Consider the following 2595-nt stretch of genomic DNA (forward strand, 5'->3'; position numbering starts at 1 on the left):
TGGACATTGGCCTGCGCAGCAGCAGCAGCGTTGTTGGTGGGGGCTCCCGCTATCTCCAGTGTGCTCTTCGGCTGGGGGCGCATGCAAGCCTCAGCTTTGGTGCAGATTGCAGCCTGGGGTAGTGTGGGTGCCTGGGGCTTGTTGCCGCAAGCACTTTTGGCAGTGGCTTTGACTATTTTGGCCACCGTAGGGCGCATGCGTTTTGCAGTGCTGGCCTATGCGCTCGCCCTGGCGATAGTGCTCGTTGCTGGAGTCATGGGTTACACGGCGGGGCACCAGTTGATGTGGGCTCTGAACGCGGGGTTCCTTGGTGCTGCGGTGGTGGCTTGGGGCGCGCTGGGCGTGCCTGCCATGCGGCGCTGGGTTCCGGTGAGGGCCTTGCTGTCGCCCTTTTTCATGCTGGTGGCCTGGGTGGCCGCGACGCAATGGCTTGGCCTTGCAGGAGCAACGCCTTCTTCGATTTCTGGATCAAAACAGGTTCAAGCGTTTCTTCTATCTGTGGTAGCTGCTCTCTTTGTTATAGCGTCTGGTTGGTTCGTTGGCCCCGGATTGCGCCAAGCCCTGCGGTCATAATCCGATCCCAACCATGATGGATTTTCTACAGATCACCAATGACCCAGATCTGGCGCGCCGTTGCGATGCGCTGCCCGGTATGCGCTTGTTTGTCGATCTGGAAAGGAATGGCAAGGCCGCGCGCCAGGCAGGACGTAACACGTTCATCAGCACGCACCAACCCCAGGATGTAGGTCGTATCAAGGCTCAGTTGCGGCGGTCCCAATTGATGGTGCGGGTGAACCCGTTGCACGAAGGCACGGCCATGGAGTTGGACACAGTGCTGGCGCAAGGTGCCGACTCGGTGATGTTGCCCATGTTCCAGACCCCCGACGAGTTGCGTGCCTTCAGCCGTATCGTGGCAGGGCGGGCTCCTATCGTTGCGTTGCTGGAGACGGCGGGTGCACTGCATTCACTGGATGCTTGGGCGGATACCCCGGGGCTGTGTGAAGTGTTCGTGGGGCTGAACGACTTGCATCTGTCGCTGGGCTGCAGATTCATGTTCGAGCCCCTGGCGCAGGGGCTGCTGGACAGCGTGGCACACAAGGCTCATGCGTATGGATTGCGCTTTGGTTTTGGCGGCATCGCACGATTGGACGAAGGGCTGCTTCCGGGGCGTGATGTGTTGGCTGAGCATGTTCGCTTAGGCTCACGAGGCGTGATTTTGTCGCGCACTTTTCATCGACCAGACGAATCGGGGGCTGCCGTGCACACCTTTGAGGCCGAGGTTGAAGCCCTGCGGCAGTCTGAGCAGACCTTGTCAACGCGTACGCCAGAGCAGGTCGTTGCAGACAGGCTACGTATCAGCAGTGTGATACGTTCTATTGCAACGTCCATGTCCGTGCGGACTGTAGAGGCAGTGGATTGAAGCGCGGCGTGGATATCGTGCTTTCCTTGGTGGCGCTGCTGGTCCTGAGCCCGCTGCTGTTGGTGGCTGCGCTGGCGATTGCTTTAGAAACGGGTTTTCCGGTTCTTTTCCGGCAGACCCGCCTGGGTCTGAATGGCCAAGAGTTCGGCATGTACAAATTTCGCAGCATGGTGAAGAATGCGGCTCAGATGGGGCCATATTTCACCGCTGAAAATGATCCGCGCATCACCCGCGTTGGCCGCTTCATACGCCGCACCAGCATCGATGAACTGCCTCAGCTAATTAATGTGCTTACGGGTGAGATGAGCTTAGTCGGCCCGCGTCCCGACGTGCCCGCTCAGCGCAGCCTATACACCGACGCTGATTGGGCGCAGCGTTGCAGCGTGCGACCCGGTATCACAGGGCTGGCTCAGGCCCTGTACCGGTCCGATTCGACAGAGGTGCAGCGGCTCGAAGCCGACCTGTGCTACACACGCGAAGCTTCGCTCTGGCTCGACCTGAAGATCTGCTGGTGGACATTCAAGCGCCTGGGCGGCCAGGGCGCGAACTGAACCATGTGCGGTATCTTTGGCTACTGGGATCGCATACAACAGTCGTTGGACGATAAAGTCCTGCGCGGTATGGCGCAAGCGCTGGTGCACCGCGGACCGGACGACGAAGGCATCCACCACCAGCCCCAGCGGGGTGTAGCAATCGGCAACCGGCGGCTGTCCATCATCGATCTAGGCGGCGGTCACCAGCCCTTTGTCAGCGACGACGGCTTGGTTGCCGTGGTGCAAAACGGCGAAATCTTCAATCACTTGGAGTTGGCCGCCGAGCTGCGCTCCCAGGGCGTGCGTCTGCGCACGCAGTCGGACACCGAAGTCATCCTGCGCCTGTACGAGCGCGAGGGCATCTCCTGCCTGAGTCGCCTGAACGGTATGTTCGCTATTGCTATCGACGATGCGCGCGAAGACGCGTTGTATCTGGCGCGCGACCGCATCGGCGTCAAGCCCCTGTTTGTGTACGACGACGGCCAACGTATGCTGTTTGGCTCTGAGCCCAAGGCCCTGTGGCCGGCCGTTCGGCGCAAGCCTGGTATGTGCCTGGAAGCAATCCATCATTACCTGACGTTCAACTATGTCCCTGCGCCGTGGACGGCCTACGAAGGCGTGTGCCATGTCATGCCTGGCACC

General features: G+C 60.4%; 4 protein-coding genes. All 4 read left to right on the top strand.

What is annotated here, in order from left to right; genetic code table 11:
• A partial coding sequence (locus DBR23_RS26550) for a hypothetical protein (protein WP_369882173.1) occupies nt 1–573 on the top strand: 573 nt, incomplete at its 5' end.
• A 13-nt stretch (nt 574–586) separates the two neighbouring features.
• Nucleotides 587–1420: an aldolase/citrate lyase family protein gene (locus tag DBR23_RS26555; protein WP_108500082.1), complete on the top strand. Its 834-nt coding sequence runs from the start codon at nt 587–589 to the stop codon at nt 1418–1420.
• Between the two features lie 8 nt (nt 1421–1428).
• Nucleotides 1429–1971 carry a sugar transferase gene (locus tag DBR23_RS26560; RefSeq protein WP_143227249.1) on the top strand — a complete coding sequence of 181 codons (543 nt, stop codon included), beginning with the start codon at nt 1429–1431 and terminating at the stop codon, nt 1969–1971.
• Between the two features lie 45 nt (nt 1972–2016).
• Nucleotides 2017–2595, top strand: a 579-nt coding sequence (locus tag DBR23_RS26565) for an asparagine synthetase B (protein ID WP_369882174.1), incomplete at its 3' end; no start/stop codon positions are given.

Origin of the sequence: Acidovorax sp. HMWF018 (assembly GCF_003061035.1) — a bacterium.
GTDB classification, from domain to species: Bacteria; Pseudomonadota; Gammaproteobacteria; order Burkholderiales; family Burkholderiaceae_C; genus Acidovorax; species Acidovorax delafieldii.